The 3,040-nt window shown below is 32.9% G+C and carries 5 protein-coding genes; 1 reads left to right on the top strand and 4 read right to left on the bottom strand.

Annotation, left to right across the window (positions count from 1 at the left end; translation table 11 throughout):
• The 4 genes from ACKI67_RS08725 to ACKI67_RS08710 all read right to left on the bottom strand — a co-directional run.
• Window positions 1–381: GTP cyclohydrolase IIa (locus tag ACKI67_RS08725; RefSeq protein WP_407463148.1), on the bottom strand; the 381-nt coding region annotated here is incomplete at its 3' end.
• Window positions 382–521: 140 nt separating this feature from the next.
• Window positions 522–1,424, bottom strand: coding sequence for a 2-phospho-L-lactate transferase (gene cofD / locus ACKI67_RS08720; RefSeq protein WP_407463147.1), 903 nt, complete (start codon window positions 1,422–1,424; stop codon window positions 522–524).
• A 118-nt stretch (window positions 1,425–1,542) separates the two neighbouring features.
• Window positions 1,543–2,076, bottom strand: coding sequence for a hypothetical protein (locus tag ACKI67_RS08715; RefSeq protein ID WP_407463146.1), 534 nt, complete (start codon window positions 2,074–2,076; stop codon window positions 1,543–1,545).
• Between the two features lie 93 nt (window positions 2,077–2,169).
• Window positions 2,170–2,931, bottom strand: a complete 762-nt coding sequence (locus ACKI67_RS08710; protein ID WP_407463150.1) for a coenzyme F420-0:L-glutamate ligase — start codon at window positions 2,929–2,931, stop codon at window positions 2,170–2,172.
• On the opposite strand from ACKI67_RS08710, the gene ACKI67_RS08705 reads away from it, so the two are divergent.
• Window positions 2,930–3,040, top strand: a 111-nt coding sequence (locus ACKI67_RS08705; protein WP_407463149.1) for a hypothetical protein, incomplete at its 3' end; no start/stop codon positions are given. The genes ACKI67_RS08710 and ACKI67_RS08705 overlap by 2 nt on opposite strands.

Here is a 3,040-nt window from a genome sequence, read left to right as displayed (position 1 = left end):
TTCGATTAAGTTGTTGATTGCTAGTATTTCTTTTCTTCCAGAAGATTGAGCTCCACCTTCTTTTTGAAGTGCGATGGTTGCTAATCTTTGAGCTTCGTGTGCAGTTTCTGCTGCTCCTACACCCATACTGATTGTAATTGGGTATCTGTTTCTAATAGATCTTTGAATTCTCATGTGGTCTTCTTCATTAAGACCGTTTGTGACTGCTAGTAAATTATCGAATCTTGTAAAGAACACTAAACCTTTTTTAGCAGCAATTAATCTTTGCACATCTGCAAAAAGTTCTGCTTGTAATATTTGAAGGTCAGATTCTGTACGTGGTCTTGGAGTTACTGTCCAAGGACCATAATTATCGATTTGTATCAAAGTCATTTGTATCATATATTTTCACCTAATAGTAATATATTTAGTTATAACTAAATTAGTATTTAAACTTTAAGCATATTTCACTAATCTTTTTTAAAAATTATTAACAATCCTCGATTTTTTATTATTTTGTATTTGGCTTATTTTACTTAGGATTATTCTAAAACAACTTTCGCTAAATTGATTTTATCTTCAATTGTTTTCATGAATGTATTGCATACAATAACATTTGGAATAATCTTTTCAATATCTTCTTTAAAGTCTGCGTCCTGATTGTCAATAACCAATGTGCTTAAGAATGATTTATAAAGTTCAGCCACTCCTTTTGAAGAGGTTTCATAACCGAATGCATTCATGAACTGTCCAGCAGGGCCACTGAATGCAGACTCTCCAACAAATGGTGAAACTGCAATTACCTCTTTTCCTTTAAGTGCTTCTTCCACACCTTCAAGGGATATGATTGGTCTTATGGAAGTGATTGGATTTGATGGTCCGAAGATAACTTTATCTGCCTTTTCAATTGATTCAATAAGCTTAGGGCTAGGGCTTACATCACCATATTTCACTTCAAGAACTTCACAGTTGCATTGGTATTTGATCAAGAAGTCATGGAACTCGATTTCACCGTGCTCCTTGGTGACAATGCTTATTTCAGATTCTTCATCACTCATTGGGATTATGCTTGCCTTGATGCCAAGTTTGTCCTTTTGCAGTTCCACAATATCTGATAATGTCCAACCTTCTTCGAGAAGAATAGCCTTTTGAAGTTTGGTTGCCCTATCCTTATCTCCTAATCTGAGCAGTTCAGTAGTTCCCAATTCAATTAGCTGTTCTCTAACTATGAATGTGTCACCTTTAATGCCGTACCAGAATTCATCATCGATTATATCTGCAAAGGTGTACATAACAGTGTCAATGTCTGCTGCAATGTATCCTCTTGACATATATAAATTTTCTACGGTATTCACTACGACGGTAATGTCTTCTTCAGGGTAAATTTCCTTAATACCTTGAATTAATTTTGGAGTTCCTGTGCCTCCGGAAAAAACAGTTATCATGATCTCACTCTTTTTATATTTAATTGTGATATGATTTTCAATCTTTTTAATAATTTAATTTTAATTAATAATTAATTTTTTAATATTAATTTTAAATAATTCACTTTAATTCATAACTTTAAAATTCTTCTTTTAATGGACCTCCACATTGAGGGCATGGGGTCTTTTCAGAAATTACTAAAGACATCTCACTGTTGCATTTAGGGCAATTGTTATTTTCCAAAATGTTTCTCCTATCCTTGTAAAATGTCTTTTTAAAGTCAAAAAACAGTATTTTAAATGTTTTATTGTCTACATTCAGATTTTTAGAAATTTCTTTAGTCAATATTTTTTTAATCTCTTCTTGAGTGAAAAGTTCATTGTCTTCTGGAACATAGGTCTTAATCAATTCCTTGCAGTTAGGACAATAGTTTTCATAAAGAAAGCCTGAAATTAAGGATTTTGTCATTTTATCTGAATTTTCCTTATTGTGGCTATCTTCAATAAGTTCTAAATGATCATTGCCATTTTCATCTTTTTCATCTTTTCCATCTTTTTCATAAAAATTTAAAATAGATTCCAAATCATTTAAATTGGTATCTAAATAAAAGATTAGATTCTTATCTAAAAATGAAAAATCGCAATTCTCACATTTGAAATTAATTTCAACCATATTATCTCTCGAGATTTGAAAAGATTTTTATTTTTCATTTTTTAATTTTTATTATTTGATATTTTATTATTTTAATAATTCTAATTATTCTAATTATTTTCTGAATACATCAAATTCCTTAGGTCTGAGCAAAGGTTTTATTCCAGTTTCAGTGTCTCTTAAGTGATCGAATGCAGTAAATCCTCTAATCAATACGATAGGGATTCCTTCATTTGCTTGTCCCATCAATAAGGATGCTGCAGCTGCAAGCTCGTCAGCGGTAGCAACTTCAGTTGTTTCAAGAGGTCTGCCGAACAAGTCCTCTTCACCGACTCTAACCCAAAGCGGATTGATTCCAGAACAACCGATTGCAGTTCCAATTGCACCCACTCTAAATGCTCTTCCTTGTGTATCTGTAATGATTACTGCAAGTTCCTTGCCAGTCTTTTCTTCCAAATATTCTCTTATTTCCTTTGCAGAAAGGTCAGGATTTTCAGGCATTGGAGTTGCGAGTCCTTCTTCAACATTGGATTCATCAATTCCAGAGTTTGCACAAACAAATCCATGTTTGGTTTCGGTTACAATGAAATTAGGTCCAACTGCAACGATTTCATTGGATTCCTGTAGGATTGCTTCAACAATCTTTGGATCCTTTTTGCATTGCTCTGCAATTTTCATTGTTTCTTCGCTTGGTTCAAGTTCATCGATTTTTATGTAGTTTCCTTCAGCTTTTGAAATCAATGTTTCAGCAATAAGAAGGATGTCTCCATTTTCAAGAGCAATATCCTCTTTTTCTAGGTCTTCTTCAATAATCTTAGCTATATTGTCTCCTTTTTTAACTAAAGGAATTTCTTTTAATCCGTTAGTGAAGACAATGAAACCCTTAGGCTTTAATGATTATGTGAAGTTGCAAATCAAATCGAAGGCTGTACTTAGTGACAGCGGTACGATTAGTGAAGAATCTTCCATTCTAGGCTTCAAGGCA

Source organism: Methanobrevibacter sp. (assembly GCF_045577275.1).
GTDB lineage: Archaea > Methanobacteriota > Methanobacteria > Methanobacteriales > Methanobacteriaceae > Methanobrevibacter.
This window is presented reverse-complemented; position numbering and strand designations above follow the sequence as displayed.